This window comes from Nocardia yamanashiensis NBRC 100130 (genome assembly GCF_001613325.1).
Taxonomy (GTDB): Bacteria; Actinomycetota; Actinomycetes; order Mycobacteriales; family Mycobacteriaceae; genus Nocardia; species Nocardia yamanashiensis.
The window spans coordinates 44,095-59,334 of the sequence record NZ_BDCD01000035.1; the positions used below are offsets into that span (position 1 = coordinate 44,095).

The following is a 15,240-nucleotide window of genomic DNA, read 5'->3' on the forward strand; positions in this document are numbered from 1 at the left end:
GCTCAGGCCTCGACGGTTCGCTTGATCTTCCCGAGGGTTTCGTTCATGCCCGCCACGAGGTCGTTCTCGAAGGCCGCCTCGCCGCCGAGAATGCCGTCGATCATCTTGCGCACGATCCAGGTGACCCCGTTCGGGGTGTCGCGGCGCTGGATCAGCTTGGTGCCGGTGGCGGTGGGCTCGAGCGTGTAGCTCCAGATGGTCTGGTTCTCGTTCATCCGGAACGCGATCGCCTTGTTCGGCTCGAATCGCACCACCCGCGAGGTGGTCGGGTACACGTAGCCCTTGGCTTTGTTCAGATTGACCGTCCAGGTGCCGGTCTTGACCGCGCCCAGCGGCTGCATGCGCAGCGTCTGCGGACTGAATTCGCGAATCCGCTTGAGATCCGAGACAACGCTCCACACCTTTTCGGGTGCGGCCGCGATGTCGATGCTGGCTTCCAGATTGTTCGGCAACGCTGCCTCCGTGAGACGTGACTATCGGTACCAGGAATCCTAGGCTGAAAATCGGGTAGATCACATTCCGGTGAGGACGCGCTCGTCAATGTAATGACCGGCGCACAATATGGGATAGAGGTAGCAACAGAACCACAGCCACCAGCTTCCGAACGGGAAACGTGAGGTGATCGGCCGTGAACCTGCGCTCGCTCCTACATCGCAAGACCAAGGCGGTCCCGCTGCTGCCGGCCGATGAGACCGGCTCCACCGCAGCACCTCCCGGGCGAACCGCCAAAGCCAGAACCAATGGAGCGCTCGAAGAAAAACTCGAACGCCTGCTCACCCCCAATGAGCTGGATCTGGTTCAGCATCATCGAATCTGATGCCGTGGCGAGCGCACTTTCCAGCCGATTTGCCAAGCCCAGCCATACTCGTTAGGTGACTTCAGCAGCTGCCGCCAAACCGGCCATCCTCAGCGTCGACGACGATCCCGGCGTATCCCGCGCCGTGGTCCGCGACCTGCGCCGCCGGTACGGGGCGGACTACCGGATTCTCCGTGCGGAGTCGGCCGCCGACGCCCTGGAAGCCCTGCGCGAGATGAAACTGCGCGGACAGCCCGTGGCCATCCTGATCGCCGACTATCGGATGCCGAACATGAACGGCGTCGAATTCCTGGAGCAGGCCATGGACCTGCACCCGTATGCCCGGCGCGTGCTGCTCACCGCCTACGCCGACACCGATGCCGCCATCGAGGCCATCAATGTGGTGGATCTGGACCACTACCTGCTCAAGCCGTGGGATCCGCCGGAGGAGAAGCTCTACCCGGTGATCGACGCGCTGCTGGACGCCTGGCGTTCGGACGCGCACAAGCCGGTGACCGAGACCAAGGTGGTCGGCCACCGTTGGTCGGCCCGGTGCTCGGAGGTCCGGGAGTTCCTGGCGCGCAATCAGTTGCCGTATCGCTTCTTCCAGGTCGACGAACCCGAGGGTTCGCGCCTGCTGACCGCGGCCGGGGCCACCGAGGACCAGTGCCCGGTGATCATCAATCAGGCCGGTGACGTGCTGCTCATGCCGACCGATCCGGAGCTGGCGGCCAGTGTCGGCCTGAACGTGGACGCGGCCAGCGACTTCTACGATCTGATCGTGGTCGGCGGCGGCCCGGCCGGTCTCGGCGCGGCGTTGTACGGCGCGTCGGAAGGTCTGCGGACCGTCCTGGTAGAGCGCACCGCGACCGGCGGCCAGGCCGGGCAGAGCTCCCGCATCGAGAACTACCTGGGCTTCCCCGATGGCGTGTCCGGCGCGCAGCTGGCTGATCGGGCGCGGCGGCAGGCCATCAAGTTCGGGGCCGAATTGATCACGGCGCGTGAGGTTGTCGCGCTGGAGGCCTGCGGCGCGGCGCGGGTGGTGAAGTTCGCCGACGGCGGCAGCATCGCCGCGCATTCGGTGCTGATCGCGACCGGCGTCAACTACCGGCACCATCCCGCGCCGGGCGTGGACGAATTCACCGGGCGCGGCGTCTACTACGGCTCGGCCATGACCGAGGCCAGCGACTGCACCGACAAGGACGTCTACATCGTGGGCGGCGCCAATTCGGCGGGCCAGGCCGCGGTGTTCCTGTCCCGGAATGCCCGGACCGTGCACATCCTGGTGCGTGCCGAGGGGCTCGAGGCGTCCATGTCGCACTACCTGATCCAGCAGATCGAGAACATTCCCAATATCAAGCTGCACACCCGCACCGAGGTGGTCTCCGCCGACGGCGACGATCACCTGGAACGCCTGGTCCTGCGCAACAACGCGACCGGTGCGGAAGAAAAGGTGGACGCCGAGCGTTTGTTCCTGTTCATCGGCGCCGCGCCGGAAACCGACTGGCTCGACGGCACGGTCAAGCGTGACGACGCGGGCTTCGTGCTCACCGGCCCGGACCTGATGGTGGACGGCGAACGCCCGGCCGGCTGGGAACTGCCCCGGCCGCCGCACCATCTGGAATCCAGCGTGCCGGGCGTCTTCATCGCCGGTGACGTGCGTTCGGAGTCGGCCAAACGGGTCGCCTCCGCGGTCGGCGAGGGCGCCATGGCCGTCATGCTCGTGCACCGCTACCTGGCCAAACAGTAGGAGCCGCACCGTGGGACACCAATTGATCTGCGACCCGAACGAACTGCGTGAGCTGTTCCTGTTCGAGAAGCTCGACGACGAACAGCTGGCCTGGCTGTGCCGTGACGGCCGCGTGGAAACCTACGAGCCCGGACTGGTCTTCCGCGAGGGCGATCCGGCGACCTGCTTCTACGTCCTCATGGAGGGCGAGGTGCTGCTCACCAAGATGTCGGGCGGCGAGGAGATCGAACTGGTCCGCACCGATCATCACGGCGCGTACTCGGGCGCGTGGACCGCGTACATGGGCGACAAGGTCGAACAGACCTACTCCAGCACGTTCTACGTCACCAAGCCGTCCAAGTTCTTCGTGCTCGACGCCGGGACCTTCTCGCGCATGATGCACGAATGGTTCCCGATGGCCCTGCACCTGCTGGAAGGCGTCTTCTTCGGCAATCGCAATGCCAATGAGCGCATCGGCCAGCGGGAACGCCTGCTGGCGCTGGGCTCGCTGTCGGCGGGCCTGACCCACGAGCTCAACAATCCGGCCGCCGCGGCCGTGCGCGCCACTTCCTCGCTGCGCGAACGCGTGGCCGGGATGCGGCACAAGCTGAAGATGATGTCGCAGGGCAAGTTCGACTCCAAGACCTTGGAAGCCATGGTGCAGTTCCAGGAGGAGGCGGCCGCGCAGGTCCTGAAGGCTCCGACGCTGACGCTGATGGAGGCCGCCGATCGCGAGGACGAACTCGGCGATTGGCTAGAGGTGCACGGCGTCGGCAATGCCTGGGATATCGCGCCGACCTTCGTACAGGCCGGGCTGGACATCGACTGGCTGGAAACCGTGCACGGCACCCTGACCGCGTGCAGCGGAAACACGTTCGAGGGTGCGATCAAGTGGCTCAACTACACGGTCGAGACCGAGCTGCTGATGAACGAGATCGCCGATTCGACCACCCGCATCTCCACGCTGGTGAACGCGGCCAAGCAGTACTCGCAGATGGATCGCGCGCCGTTCCAGGTGGTCGACATTCACGAGCTGCTGGATTCCACGCTGGTCATGCTGGGCCGCAAGATCGGCGACGACGTCCAGGTGGTCAAGGAGTACGACCGCACGCTGCCGCAGGTGCCCTGTTACGCGGCGGAATTGAATCAGGTGTGGACCAACCTGATCGACAACGCCATCGGCGCGATGGGCGGGAGCGGTACGCTGACCGTGCGCACCTATCGCGAGAACGATTGCGTCGCAGTGGAAATCGGCGATACCGGGCCGGGCGTTCCGGACGACATCCGGACCCGCATCTTCGAACCGTTCTTCACCACCAAACCGGTCGGTGAGGGCACGGGGCTGGGGCTCGATATCTCGTTCCGCATCGTGGTGAACAAGCATCACGGTGACATCCGCGTGGAATCCGTGCCCGGCGACACCCGGTTCATCGTCCGGCTGCCGCTGGAATCCCCGGAAGCCGCGGCGGCTCAACCCACTACGGAAGGCAACTGATGACCGAGCAGATCGCGGGTATCGATCCGGACGTCGCGCCCAGCGGGGCCGGCTGCGTGGAATGCGATGCCAGCGGCGGCTGGTGGGTGCATCTGCGCCGCTGTGCCCAGTGCGGGCATATCGGCTGTTGCGATATGTCCCCGAACCAGCACGGCACCAAGCACTTCGAGGCCACCGGGCACCCGTTCATCCAGAGCTACGAGCCCGGCGAGGAATGGTTCTACAACTTCCCCAGCCAGGAGATGTTCGAAGGCGGGCCGAAGCTGGCGCCGCCGCACCATCACCCGCTGGACCAGTCGGTGCCGGGGCCGCGCGACCGGGTGCCGGCCGATTGGCAGCAGCATCTGAACTGAGGCCGTCCGGGGTCGCTCGCAGCGGTTTTGCGGCCCGTGAACTTTCACTACCGGGAGTCGCCGTGTCCGGGTAGTGTGCTGCGAGCGCCGGGCAGGTCGGTGCGCAGGCACTCCCCGGACAGCGGTGCGGCAGCACCTCCGGGCAGCTCGGAAAGCTGGGTATGAAGCGGACTTTTGTCATCGCCCTCGCGGCGGGCGCGATGGTGCTGGGTCTGGCCGGTTGCGGGTCGGACACCAAATCGGCGTCGACCGAATCCAATGGCGTCCGGCAGGAATCCAGCACCGCGGTGAAGACGTCCGCGGCCACGTCGTCCGTGGTCACGCCGCCGGTCGAACCGCCGGCGCACGCCGCCACCACGACCGCGGCGGCCAAGAAGACCACCGCCCCCAATGGCGCCAAGACCACCTGCGGTGAATTCCGCGACCTGGACGAGGCCACCGAGAAGGCCGTCATCACCCAGATCCTCAACGCCAATCCGGGCTCCGCTCTCGACGGCAGCCCGAACGTGGCGCTCGGCACCGCCAAACTGGCCTGCCTATCCGCCGGCTACGCCAACACCCCCGTGGCCGTGGCCATCCGAGTTTCCAAGTAGCCGTGCCCTTTCCGGCGCCTGCCGGATTCGGATCGCCGCCCGTTCCTTTTCGGTCGGGTGTCCATTCTCACCGGGGCGGGTGCGGCGGGCAGGCGTATCGTCCCCTCACACGACTGCGCGAGGCGAGGACGGGTGGACGGATGGATGCCGCGGGGCTGACGGAATTCGAGCTGCATCGGCCGCGGTTGTTCGCGCTCGCCTACCGCATGCTGGGGTCGGCCAGCGAGGCCGAGGACGCGGTGCAGGAGACCTATCTGCGCTGGGAAGCCGGCCGCCGCGCCGAAATCCGTTCCGCCGAAGCCTGGTTGACCACCGTCCTGGTGAACATCTGCCGCACCTGGCTGGATTCGGCCCGCGCCCGCCGCGAAACCTATGTCGGCCCCTGGCTGCCGGAGCCGGTGCGCACCGCGCACGGCGAACTGGGCCCGCTCGAATCCGCGGAACAACGCGAAATGGTGTCCCTGGCCTTCCTCACCCTGATGGAACGCCTGACTCCCGCCGAGCGCGCGGTCTTCGTCCTGCGCGAGGCGTTCGGTTACGCGCACCGCGAGATCGCCGACATGCTCGATCTCACCGAGGCCAACTCGCAGCAGCTCTACCGGCGCGCCGCGATCCGCGTCCGCGAGGATCGCCCCCGCTTCGACCCGACCCCCGCGCACGCCCGCGAACTCCTCGACAAGTTCCTCGTCGCGGCGACCTCCGGCGATATCGCGGCGCTGGAACAGCTGTTCGCCGCGGATATCGTCTCGGTCGCCGACGGCGGCACCCAGATCAATGCCGCCCGCCGCGCCGTGGTCGGCGCCACCCGGGTGGCCCGCTACCTGGTGCACCTGTTCAACCACGATCTGGCGCAGGCTCCGGGGCTCGCCATCGATATCGAGAATGTCAACGGCGCACCCGCTTTCGTGGTGCGGGCGGCGGGGACCGTGATCAGCGTGGTCGGCGTCGACTTCGCCGCCGATCGCGTGGCCGCCCTCTACCTGGTCGTGAACCCGGACAAACTGGCGTACTTCGCGGGAGCCGAACGGGCCGCGCTCTGATCCGGCGACTCGGTGGCGTGACGCGGGTCACGTGCACGGGTTGTCAGGAATCGGGGCGCTATCCGGTCTAGAGGGTGTCGGCCAAGCGAAAGGACCACCCCATGACCACCGCAGCGCATCGAATCGTCATTCTCGGAGCGGGCTATGCCGGACTCGCGGCGGCCCGGCAGGCGCTGCGCGCCAAGGGGGCGCAGGTCACCGTGATCGACGCCCGGGCCGAATTCGTGGATCGGGTGCGCCTGCACCAGGCGCTCGCCGGGCAGCCGGTGCGGCGGACCGATCTCCGGAAGTCGCTGGAGCGCAAGGGGATCGAGTTCGTGCAGGCCCGGGTCGAACGGATCGACCCGGTCGCGCGCCGGGTCGAACTGGCGGCGGACGGCGCTGCGCGGGGCGCGGGCTGGGCCCTCCACTACGACACCCTGGTCTATGCCCTCGGCAGTCGCGGCGATCGGTCGGCGGTGCCCGGCGCGGGCGAATTCGCCTACAGCATCGCCACTCCCGAGGATCTCGCCCGGATTCCCGAACTGACCGGCACGGTCGCGGTGGTGGGCGGCGGCGCGACCGGAATCGAGCTGGCGGCCGAATTGGCGGAATCGCGGCCGGACCTCGAGGTGGAGCTGGTCAGCGCCGAAGAGCCGGGCAGCTGGCTGTCGGCGAAGGCGCGTGACCACATTGGCGCGACGTTCCAGCGGCTGGGTGTGCGGGTGCACGCCGGCGTCAAGGTGCGGGAGGTCACCGCGGCGGGGCTGGAGCTGGTCGGCGGCGAGCGCATCGAGGCCGGAATCGTGTTGTGGTGCACCGGATTCGCGGTGCCGGATGTCGCCATCCGGTCCGGGCTGGCGGTGGACGCGGACGGCCGGGTGCTGGTCGACGACAAACTGCGGTCGCGTTCGCACCCGGCGGTCTACGCGGTCGGCGATTGCGCGCTCATGCCCGGATCGGACGGCCGGGCGCTGCGCATGGCCTGCGCGACGGCGCTGCCCGCGGGCAAATACGTCGGCGCCTCGATCGTGTCGCGGCTGCGCGGGCGCGAACCGGAAGCACATTCGTTCGGCTATGTCCTGCAATGCATCAGCCTGGGCCGCCGGGACGCGGTCGTGCAGCGGGTGCGGCCCGACGACGCGCCCACCGATCGGGTGTTCACCGGCCGGCTCGGGGTCTTCATCAAGGAGTCCATCGTGCGCGCGGTCGGCGGGGCGGCGCGCCTGTCGCCGCTCACTTGATCGGCGGCCGGATTCGGGAAGGATCGAGTCGATCGGTCTTTCCCGAACCCGGAGGAACTCGGTATGGCGAAGGTGTTTGTCGACGGTCGGAACCTGGTGGTGGAACCGCAGGGCTGGCACAAGGTGTGGGCGTTGAAGGGCCGCTTGACGATTCCGCTCACCTCGGTGCGCAAGATCGCCGTCGATCCGGAGATCGCCGCACGGCCGCGGGGAATCCGGTTGCCGGGCACCTATATTCCGCGCGTGATCACCGCGGGCACCTACCTCCACGATGGTCAGCGCTGGTTCTGGGATGTCCGGGATCCGGCGCAGGCGGTGGTGATCGACCTGTCCGACGGCGGCAAGTACACGCACGTCGTGGTGGAGGTCGAGGATCCGGACGCGGTCGTCGCGGAGATCCGCGCGGCTACCGGTCGTTGACGATCGCCAGGGGCTCGCTCCCGGCTCCGCGGCCGGTGCTCCCTGCTCGGTCACGTGATCGGGGAACGGGCCCAGCATCGACGGTTCCCGCTCTCGGGGTTTCAGGGGCTTGCCCCTGAGAGCTACGAGAGTTGTGGAGACTTCCGTCAACTGTTGGTTGCCCATTACCGCTGAGTCAACCTAAGGTTGACGAATGACGAACCCATTCCGCCTCGACGACCTCATCGACGGCATCAAGAAGGCCCGCCCCGACGACGTGCTCGACCAGCTCTCCGACGCGGTCGTGGTCGCCGACCACATGGGTGAGGTCGCCGACCACCTCATCGGCCACTTCGTCGATCAAGCCCGCCGCTCCGGCGCGTCCTGGACCGACATCGGCCGCAGCATGGGCGTCAGCAAGCAGGCCGCCCAGAAGCGTTTCGTGCCCAAGGCGCCCGCCGGTGACGCCGCCGCGCTCGATCCGAACGCCGGTTTCGCCCGCTTCACCTCGCGGGCGCGCAAGGTGGTGGTCTCCGCGCAGGAGCTGGCCCGCGACGGCGGCAACCTCGAGATCGTGCCCGAGCACCTGATCCTCGGCATGGTCGCCGATCCGGAATCGCTGGCGGTCCAGGCCATTACGGCCAAGGGCGTGTCCGCCGACGCGGTCCGCCGGGTCGCGACGGCCGCGCTGCCGGTATCCGACGGCGAAGCCCTCCCCGCCCTCATTCCCTTCTCCGCCGAGTCCCGCAAGGTGCTCGAACTGACCTTCCGCGAGGCGCTGCGGCTCGGTCACAACTACGTCGGCACCGAGCATCTGCTGCTCGCGCTGCTCGATCTGGAGAACGGTTCGGGAGTCTTGTCCGGTCTGGGATTGCACAAGGACGAGATTTCCGCCGATCTTGTGGCGCTGCTGTCCTCGCTGACTTCGCAGGCCCCGACCTCGGCGTCTTCGGACTCGCAGTAGTTCTGCGGGCCCGCGTCCCCGGGTGCGCCGGTTCGGACCGATACGATATCGGCATGGCGGACGACGAAGGTTCCGACCTAGTTGCGGGCGAAAGACGCGCCGATCTGATGCGCGCCCTCTTCTATGTCTCCACCGAAGACGCCCCGGACGGCGGCTACATCGTCACCGGCGACCTCCCACCCGAGGTCGCCCCACCCTTCATCCGCGCGATCATGCGCATCGAAGCCGAACTCCTCCTCCAGGACGCCGAACTCGTCACCGTCGAAGACGGCGAACCCCGCACCCCCGAGGAACGCCGCACCGACGCCCTCATCGCCCTCCTCCTCCGCGTCGACGAACGCTCCGGCTTCCACCCTGCGTGAAACCATGGCGAGGTTCGGTAGAGACCTCTCGCGGATGTCGGCGCCCGGTATCGCCGCCTCGTGGCCGGCGTCGTCGCCTCGCCGCCGGATTCATCACTCAGGTTGGCGCACACCGGGTTCGGTGACCTTCGACCCGACGAAGGGGCTCCGCCCTTTCATTCGGGCGCGTAGCGCCAGCTCTCGCCCCCTTTCGGGGGTTCGGGGGCAGCGCCCCCGAGTCCCCTTTTCGAGGGTTTGGGGCGAAGCCCCATACCTTGCACTCGCCATGAGTGAGTGCTAAAAAGGTCTTTGGCACTCCAATCACGTGAGTGCTAGGTCGGGGCGGTGAGGCCAGAATCCTGGTCGTCCGTCGCGGGCACCAAGCCTGGCCAGAACACTGTCAATCCCCAGATCTGGAGGATCTCAACGCAATGGCCAAGACAATTGCGTACGACGAAGAGGCTCGCCGCGGTCTCGAGCGTGGTCTGAACTCCCTCGCTGACGCCGTCAAGGTGACCCTGGGCCCGAAGGGCCGCAACGTCGTGCTGGAGAAGAAGTGGGGCGCCCCCACCATCACCAACGACGGTGTGTCCATCGCCAAGGAAATCGAGCTCGAGGACCCGTACGAGAAGATCGGCGCGGAGCTCGTCAAGGAAGTCGCCAAGAAGACGGACGACGTCGCGGGCGACGGCACCACCACCGCCACCGTGCTCGCCCAGGCGCTCGTGCGTGAAGGTCTGCGCAACGTCGCCGCCGGTGCGAACCCGCTCGGTCTGAAGCGCGGCATCGAGAAGGCCGTCGAGGCCGTCACCACCTCCCTGCTCGCCACCGCCAAGGAGGTCGAGACCAAGGAGCAGATCGCCGCTACCGCCGGTATCTCCGCGGGCGACTCGTCCATCGGTGAGCTGATCGCCGAGGCCATGGACAAGGTCGGCAAGGAAGGCGTCATCACCGTCGAGGAGAGCAACACCTTCGGGCTCCAGCTGGAGCTGACCGAGGGCATGCGCTTCGACAAGGGCTACATCTCCGGTTACTTCGTGACCGACCCGGAGCGTCAGGAAGCGGTCCTCGAGGATCCGTACATCCTGCTCGTCGGCTCGAAGATCTCGACCGTCAAGGACCTGCTGCCGCTGCTGGAGAAGGTCATCCAGGCCGGCAAGCCGCTGCTGATCATCGCCGAGGACGTCGAGGGCGAAGCCCTTTCCACCCTGGTGGTCAACAAGATCCGCGGCACCTTCAAGTCCATCGCCGTCAAGGCCCCGGGCTTCGGTGACCGTCGCAAGGCCATGCTGGCCGACATCGCCATCCTGACCGGTGGCGAGGTCATCAGCGAAGAGGTCGGCCTCTCGCTGGAGACCGCCGGCATCGAGCTGCTGGGCCAGGCCCGCAAGGTCGTCATCACCAAGGACGAGACCACCATCGTCGAGGGCGCGGGCGACCCGGAGGCCATCAAGGGCCGTGTCGCGCAGATCCGCACCGAGATCGAGAACTCGGACTCGGACTACGACCGTGAGAAGCTGCAGGAGCGCCTGGCCAAGCTGGCCGGCGGCGTTGCGGTGATCAAGGCCGGCGCCGCGACCGAGGTCGAGCTCAAGGAGCGCAAGCACCGCATCGAAGATGCCGTGCGCAACGCCAAGGCCGCCGTCGAAGAGGGCATCGTCGCCGGTGGCGGCGTGGCCCTGCTGCAGTCGGCTCCCGCCCTGGACGCCCTGACCCTGTCGGGCGACGAGGCCACCGGTGCGAACATCGTTCGCGTCGCGCTGTCCGCGCCGCTGAAGCAGATCGCCTTCAACGCGGGCCTGGAGCCCGGCGTCGTCGCCGAGAAGGTCTCGAACCTCCCGGCGGGCCACGGCCTGAACGCCGACTCGGGCGAGTACGTCGACCTGCTGGCCGCCGGCGTTGCCGACCCGGTCAAGGTGACCCGCTCCGCGCTGCAGAACGCCGCCTCCATCGCGGCGCTGTTCCTGACCACCGAGGCCGTCGTGGCCGACAAGCCGGAGAAGGCCGCCCCCGCGGGCGACCCGACCGGCGGCATGGGCGGCATGGACTTCTGAGTCCTGCTCTCCGGCAATGGTTTTGAACAACCGAAGGCCGACCACCATCAGGTGGTCGGCCTTCGGGCTTTCCTGGGGGCCGGTCGCCGGGCGGCCCGGGAGTGCGGCGGTCGTCTCGTCTATCGGGCCGCCCGGATCCAGCGGCCGGTCGACGGCAGCGCCGCGAGGATGAGGGGCACGATCGCGGGGACGATGAACATCGCGCTGAACGCGAGACCGCCCAGATAGAGGTGCTGGCCGCGGACGGCGCGCTCCGCGATCATCGTGAACAGCTCGGCGAGCACCAGCGCGCTGCCGCCGATCACCATGACGCGGCCGACGGTCAGCCTGCACAGCAACAGGACTCCGCCGAGCAGCAGCAGGAACGCGGCGGGCAGTTGCAGGAGCAGCGAGTACGGCACGGTCGCGCGGACCGAGCCGGAGAAGCGGGACAGCAGCGTCAGCGCCGAATAGCCGCCCCAGGCCGCGTACAGCCCGAACGTCAGCGCGAACACCGCCGCGCAGATGGCCGTCGCGGGATCGGGCCGCGTCGACGGCGCGTACTGGAACTGCCCGGGCGGATACATGACCGGCGCGACCGAGTATCCCGGGTAACCGTTCGGGTGATTCATCGCGTGCCTCCGCTGCTCGGTCCATGATCGTTTCGCTGATGACCATTCCCGGCAGCGCTTAACCGATTCTTGCGATCCGGCTAAAAGCCTTGCGGCGCTCTACATTCCACCCTGGAATCGAGCCGCCCGGCTCGCGTCCGTGCGCCCGGGCAGCAGGGCGTCGATCACATTGGTGACGCGCCCGAGGAACGGTCCGAGCCGCCGCGGCCGATCGATCACCGCATCGGCGATGACCTGCGCCCCCTGCTCCGGGCTGAGCGCGGAAGCCTTCGCGTACAGCGGATTGGGCGCGATCATCGGCGTCCGCACCAGCGGCATATAGATCGAGGTGAAGCGCACGTTCTCGGTGAGGGCCTCGACCTGAAGACTGTCGCTCAGCGAATCCAGCGCGGCCTTCGAAGCCACGTAAGCGCCGTAACCCGAGCCGCCGAACAGATTCGCGGCCGACAGGATATTGATGATCTGCCCGTCGCGCCGTTCCCGCATACCCGGCAGCACCGCGAGCATGAGCCGCACGGCCGCGAAGTAATTGAGCCGCATGGTGCGCTCGTAGTCGTGCGGCCGATCGTAGGACTCGTCGAGCCGCCGCCGGATGGATCGCCCCGCATTGTTGACCAGGATGTCCACCCCGCCGTGATCGGCCAGCACCTGCGCGATCATGGCGTCCAGCGCGTCGAAATCATTGAGATCGCACGGATAGATCGCCGCCTTCCCGCCCTGCCCCTCGACTTCCGCCGCGGCCGCCCGCAATTCGTCCTCGCGCCGCGCGACCAGCAGTACCGTCGCTCCGGCCGCCCCGCACTGCACGGCCGCCGCGCGCCCGATCCCCGACGAAGCCCCGGTGATCAGCACCCGCTTGCCGCCCACCGCCTCGGCGAGCGTGCGGTCGCGCTTGATCCGCGATATCGAGACTTGGGTGTCGAGGGCGTGCTTGACGCGGTAGAGCAATCCGGAGAGATCTCGCATGGGCTGGATGCTAAGTGCCCCTGCGATATTCGGGGCGATGGTTCGGGAAAGGCGCCGAACCGCCCCGCCATCGTGACCGGTCGGTAGGCTCAGCCGCGAACCGGTCCGGGGAGGCCGGTTCTTCGGGGACGGGGAGAAGATCCATGAATTATCCGCCACAGGGGCAACCAGGTTTTCCGCAACAATCACCCGGTGGGCAGGGCTTTCCACAGCAGCCGGGCCGCCCGCAGCCGGGGTACGGCCAACCTGGTCCGAGCCGACAGCCGGGCCTGGGACAGCAGCCGGGGATGGGACAGCAGCCGGGCTATGCGCAACAACCCGGGCAAATGCAGCCTCCCGGATACGGTCCGCCGGGCCAAGGTCAGCCGCAGTCATTCGGGCAGCAGCCCTATGAAACCCCGCCGCAGCAGGGCGGGTTCCCGCCGCAACCGGGCGGCGTGCCGCCGCAGTGGGGCGGGCAGCCGCCACGTCCGCCGGTATGGAAATCACCGCTGGTGCTGCTCGGCGCTGGCCTGGCCGTGATGCTGGTCGTGGTTATCACCGTCGTGCTCGCGACCGGCGGCGGCAACGACGGCGGCACCACCGCGAAGCCCACGGCCACGAGCGCGCCCGCACCCTCGGCAGCGTCGTCCGCCGCCGCGGCCACGACCGCGCCGTCCAGCGGCAAGCCCACGCCGAAGTCGCCCACCGCCAGCGCGAAGGCCGCCGCCCCGGTGCCCGCCGACGTGCAGCCGATTCTCGACGCGATGCCCGCGGCACTGCGCGAGGCGGTCGCGCCGAACTTCAACCGGACCACCAAACCGGGCTACACCGACGACGATTCGTTCGGCACCGGCGCGGACTTCAATATCGGGCAGCACGACGCGCTGATCGCCGGTCTCACCGAGGGCGGCAAGGACCGCGCGGTGCTCGCGCACCTGAGCACCGACCCGTCGCGGCTGCCGGCCCTGTGGCGCAAGCAGTTCACCGACCGCCTGACCGAACAGGGTTCGAAACTGATCCGCTTCAACGACAAGGGCGTGAGCGGAACGATGGAGTACTTCAATACCGAGACGAACCTGTACGTCGCGGTCACCGGCTTCAAGGACAAGGCGTCGGCACTGACGTTCGTCCAGCGCGCGGGTCTGTGAGGTAGCGGCAGATGACGTATCCACCACAGCGACCGCACCCGGGCAATCCGGCGCCCTACGGCCCCGGCCCCCAATATCCATCGCAACCCGCAGGCCGCCAAGGAGTTCCAGGTCAGCAAGGCTTTCCAGGGCAGGGCCACGCACCGTATCCGGCGCAACCCCAGCCGGGCTGGGGCGGTCCGGCGCAGCAGCCGGGTTGGTCCGGGCAACAGGGCCAGTGGCAGCCCGCACCCACTCCGCCCGGCGGGCCGGGGTCGAAACTGCCGCTCGTGCTGATCGGCGGCGCGGTGGTGCTGGTGATCGCGATCATCGCCGTCGTCGCCCTGGTCGCATCGAACGGCGACAATGGCGGCGGCACCACCGCGATGCCGAATACGACTGCCGCGCAATCCACTTCGGCTTCGGCTTCGTCCGAGAGCGCGCCGTCGGCCACTACATCGCCGGCAGCCAAGCCGACCGCCTCGGCCAAGGCACAGCAACCGGTCCCGGCGTCCTTGCAACCGGTCGTGGACGCATTGCCCGCGGCGGTGCGGCAGGCGGTGCTGAAGAATTCGATCCGGGAGCGTCCCGCCGACACCATGTTCGGCTACGACGCCGCGGCCGGGTTCACCCTCAGCGCGCACGACGCCCTGCTCAGCGGGCTGATGCGGCATCCGGACAACGACTACTATCCGACCGCCTACATCACAACCAAGCCCGATTACCTGAAGCGGATCTGGACCAGTCAGCATCCGGACTGGTTGTCCGACGAGGGTTCGCGCCTGGTCCGCATCGATCCGGGTAGCCAGAACTCCAAGGGCACGGCGACCGTGGAGATCTTCCTGCCGGCGAGCAATCTCTACTTCTCGCTGTCCACCTTCGACACCGCGGACGCCGCACGGCAGTTCGTGCAGCGCGCCGGATTCTGAATCCGGTCACCGTCGTCCCCGGCCGGCGTGCCACCGTGTCTCGTCATCGATCTGGTGGTGAGCACCGCGCGTCAGCTCGGGGACGCGGTCGCGCGGTGCCCCTCAGGGATTGGGGTGGCGTTGGGAGAGCGTGACCGCCGCGTCGATGGGCCGGATGCCCAGCACCTCCGCGATGATCACGACCTTCGACTGGAGGGAAGCGTCGTTCGGGTAGTCGGGGTCGTAGAGCAGTTCGACCAATTCCATGGCGGCCAGTGCTTGGTCCCGGGTGAGCAAGCGGCCCGGTAACCATGAAACGCGCCAGTTGGTTTCCATTTCTCCGGGTATTCGTTCTGCGAACTCGCCGACTAGCGGGGTGGTGATCGACCAATCGCAGACGTACACGCCTCAATTAGACCTCTGACCAGGCGATTTGACATCGGTTCGTAGCAACACGTAACTTATTCCAGGTCAGAGCGACACGGACACCGACCCGGAGCCCCAAGGGCCTGGGAAACGAGGTTGGACGAGGAGCGCCTGATGATCAGATTAGTTTCGACCGACCAGCGGATTTGGTTCTGCCGGAGGGTCTGAGCTAAGCTTCACAAGCAACAAACAAGCAGCCTCACCGACAAGCGGGACTAGAGCCCGGGCGTTGG

At 67.7% G+C, this 15,240-nt stretch carries 18 protein-coding genes; 13 read left to right on the forward strand and 5 right to left on the reverse strand.

Annotated elements, in window-relative coordinates; translation table 11 throughout:
• Positions 1 to 2: 2 nt before the first annotated feature.
• Entirely contained in the window at positions 3 to 452 is a 450-nt protein-coding gene (locus NY1_RS34110) for an SRPBCC family protein (protein WP_067721282.1), read from the reverse strand.
• A 176-nt stretch (positions 453 to 628) separates the two neighbouring features.
• Here NY1_RS34110 and NY1_RS34115 point away from each other — a divergent pair, with 176 nt between their 5' ends.
• From NY1_RS34115 to groL, 11 genes are all read left to right on the forward strand, one after another.
• Positions 629 to 817 carry a hypothetical protein gene (locus tag NY1_RS34115; protein WP_067721283.1) on the forward strand — a complete coding sequence of 63 codons (189 nt, stop codon included), beginning with the start codon at positions 629 to 631 and terminating at the stop codon, positions 815 to 817.
• A 55-nt stretch (positions 818 to 872) separates the two neighbouring features.
• On the forward strand, positions 873 to 2,546 hold the full coding sequence (locus NY1_RS34120) for an NAD(P)/FAD-dependent oxidoreductase (RefSeq protein ID WP_067721284.1): 1,674 nt from the start codon (positions 873 to 875) through the stop codon (positions 2,544 to 2,546).
• Between the two features lie 10 nt (positions 2,547 to 2,556).
• Positions 2,557 to 4,020, forward strand: a complete 1,464-nt coding sequence (locus tag NY1_RS34125) for an ATP-binding protein (RefSeq protein ID WP_067721285.1) — start codon at positions 2,557 to 2,559, stop codon at positions 4,018 to 4,020.
• The gene (locus NY1_RS34130; RefSeq protein WP_067721286.1) at positions 4,020 to 4,373 is read left to right on the forward strand and encodes a UBP-type zinc finger domain-containing protein; all 354 of its coding nucleotides are present in this window, start codon (positions 4,020 to 4,022) and stop codon (positions 4,371 to 4,373) included. The genes NY1_RS34125 and NY1_RS34130 overlap by 1 nt, the downstream gene beginning before the upstream one ends.
• Before the next feature lie 161 nt (positions 4,374 to 4,534).
• Complete coding sequence (locus NY1_RS34135; RefSeq protein ID WP_067721287.1) at positions 4,535 to 4,966, forward strand: hypothetical protein; 432 nt, start codon at positions 4,535 to 4,537, stop codon at positions 4,964 to 4,966.
• Positions 4,967 to 5,106: 140 nt separating this feature from the next.
• On the forward strand, positions 5,107 to 6,006 hold the full coding sequence (locus NY1_RS34140; RefSeq protein WP_067721288.1) for an RNA polymerase sigma-70 factor: 900 nt from the start codon (positions 5,107 to 5,109) through the stop codon (positions 6,004 to 6,006).
• Positions 6,007 to 6,107: 101 nt separating this feature from the next.
• A complete protein-coding gene (locus NY1_RS34145; RefSeq protein ID WP_067721289.1) occupies positions 6,108 to 7,229 on the forward strand; it encodes an NAD(P)/FAD-dependent oxidoreductase in 1,122 nt (373 codons plus the stop codon).
• Between the two features lie 63 nt (positions 7,230 to 7,292).
• The gene (locus NY1_RS34150) at positions 7,293 to 7,649 is read left to right on the forward strand and encodes a hypothetical protein (RefSeq protein WP_067721290.1); all 357 of its coding nucleotides are present in this window, start codon (positions 7,293 to 7,295) and stop codon (positions 7,647 to 7,649) included.
• 193 nt (positions 7,650 to 7,842) lie between these two features.
• Positions 7,843 to 8,592, forward strand: coding sequence for a Clp protease N-terminal domain-containing protein (locus NY1_RS34155; protein WP_067721291.1), 750 nt, complete (start codon positions 7,843 to 7,845; stop codon positions 8,590 to 8,592).
• Positions 8,593 to 8,645: 53 nt separating this feature from the next.
• A complete protein-coding gene (locus tag NY1_RS34160) occupies positions 8,646 to 8,954 on the forward strand; it encodes a DUF222 domain-containing protein (RefSeq protein ID WP_067721292.1) in 309 nt (102 codons plus the stop codon).
• Between the two features lie 410 nt (positions 8,955 to 9,364).
• On the forward strand, positions 9,365 to 10,987 hold the full coding sequence (gene groL / locus NY1_RS34165) for a chaperonin GroEL (protein ID WP_067721293.1): 1,623 nt from the start codon (positions 9,365 to 9,367) through the stop codon (positions 10,985 to 10,987).
• A gap of 119 nt (positions 10,988 to 11,106) precedes the next feature.
• Here the strand turns inward: groL and NY1_RS34170 are convergent, their stop codons facing one another.
• From NY1_RS34170 to NY1_RS43285, 3 genes are all read right to left on the reverse strand, one after another.
• The gene (locus NY1_RS34170; protein WP_067721294.1) at positions 11,107 to 11,598 is read right to left on the reverse strand and encodes a hypothetical protein; all 492 of its coding nucleotides are present in this window, start codon (positions 11,596 to 11,598) and stop codon (positions 11,107 to 11,109) included.
• 99 nt (positions 11,599 to 11,697) lie between these two features.
• Positions 11,698 to 12,564: an SDR family NAD(P)-dependent oxidoreductase gene (locus NY1_RS34175; protein ID WP_067721295.1), complete on the reverse strand. Its 867-nt coding sequence runs from the start codon at positions 12,562 to 12,564 to the stop codon at positions 11,698 to 11,700.
• Between the two features lie 185 nt (positions 12,565 to 12,749).
• Positions 12,750 to 12,890 carry a hypothetical protein gene (locus NY1_RS43285; protein WP_157762627.1) on the reverse strand — a complete coding sequence of 47 codons (141 nt, stop codon included), beginning with the start codon at positions 12,888 to 12,890 and terminating at the stop codon, positions 12,750 to 12,752.
• Here NY1_RS43285 and NY1_RS34180 point away from each other — a divergent pair, their 5' ends adjacent.
• Together NY1_RS34180 and NY1_RS34185 are read left to right on the forward strand one after the other, a co-directional pair.
• Entirely contained in the window at positions 12,891 to 13,694 is an 804-nt protein-coding gene (locus NY1_RS34180; RefSeq protein WP_157762628.1) for a hypothetical protein, read from the forward strand.
• A gap of 11 nt (positions 13,695 to 13,705) precedes the next feature.
• Positions 13,706 to 14,602: a hypothetical protein gene (locus tag NY1_RS34185; protein ID WP_157762629.1), complete on the forward strand. Its 897-nt coding sequence runs from the start codon at positions 13,706 to 13,708 to the stop codon at positions 14,600 to 14,602.
• A 102-nt stretch (positions 14,603 to 14,704) separates the two neighbouring features.
• Here the strand turns inward: NY1_RS34185 and NY1_RS34190 are convergent, their stop codons facing one another.
• Positions 14,705 to 14,878: a hypothetical protein gene (locus NY1_RS34190; protein WP_157762630.1), complete on the reverse strand. Its 174-nt coding sequence runs from the start codon at positions 14,876 to 14,878 to the stop codon at positions 14,705 to 14,707.
• Between the last annotated feature and the right edge of the window lie 362 nt (positions 14,879 to 15,240).